Origin of the sequence: Martelella sp. UBA3392 (genome assembly GCF_002358775.1) — a bacterium.
Lineage (GTDB): Bacteria > Pseudomonadota > Alphaproteobacteria > Rhizobiales > Rhizobiaceae > Martelella > Martelella mediterranea.
In genome coordinates this window covers 12,516-13,477 of record NZ_DEPM01000187.1, presented here as the reverse complement: position 1 = coordinate 13,477, position 962 = coordinate 12,516, and the positions used below count along the sequence as shown (strand labels likewise).

Below are 962 nucleotides of genomic sequence, written 5' to 3'. Positions count from 1 at the left end.
GGCCGCCCTACCGGGCCCGCATCGGCGCGCCGGGCACCCAGATGCCGAGGGATGCGACATCGACCTCGCCAACGAGGCGGCCGTGCCACGAGATCGCGTGCTGATCGGTCAGGCTTGCGACTTGATCGACGATGGTGCGGCGCCGTTCGCGGTCGGTCGTGGCGTGATCGAAGTCTTCACGGTGCACAGCATCCAGCTCATGCGGGTTCTCCCACAGCGCTGTGGCCAGGCGCTTGAGCAGGCGCCGCTGCTCTTTGTACAGCGCCTTGCGGCCGTCGATACTCACCACCACAGCACCAATGATGCCCTTGAGCACCCCCATCTCGGCCTCGATGACACGAGGCACCACGACGTGTGCGTGAAAACGCGTCAGTTCCGGACCTCCGGCTGCTGCCCGGGTCGCCGTCACGGCGGCACGCGCGAAGCGTCCAATGAGGTCGCTGGTCAGGTTCTTCAACCGCGCGAGGTCGGAGCGCGTTCCCGAGAAACTGGCAACCCATTCCGGCATCCGCATGAGGCGATAGAGGGCGTCCTCGAGCTCGTCCCGCGCAAAGTCGTATCCCACCCAGGTCTGGATGGCCTGGATGAGCGCGTCATGCTCGGCAGGGTCGGCCAGGCGCGCGGGGTCGAGGTACCCGTTGACGATGGCGTCCTCGAAATCGTGTACGGAATAGGCGATGTCGTCGGAGAGATCCATGACCTCGGCCTCGATGCAGCGAACGCGGCCGGGAGCGCCCTCGCGCATCCACGTGAAGACCGCCTCATCCTCGTCGTATACCCCGTACTTGAGCCGGCCACCGGGATCAGGAAGCGGATGCGCGGAAGTCCACGGGTACTTGCAGGTGGCATCCAGGCTCGCGCGCGTGAGGTTGAGGCCGTGGCTTCGGCCGGTGGCGTCGATCACCTTGGGCTCCAGGCGCGACAGGATGCGCAGGGTCTGCGCGTTCCCCTCGAACCCGCCG

General features: G+C 66.7%; 1 protein-coding gene. It reads right to left on the bottom strand.

The window, feature by feature from the left end; translation table 11 throughout:
• Window positions 1–7: 7 nt before the first annotated feature.
• Window positions 8–962 (bottom strand): deoxyguanosinetriphosphate triphosphohydrolase (locus B4E36_RS14490; RefSeq protein WP_345900503.1); only part of this gene is annotated, 955 nt, incomplete at its 5' end.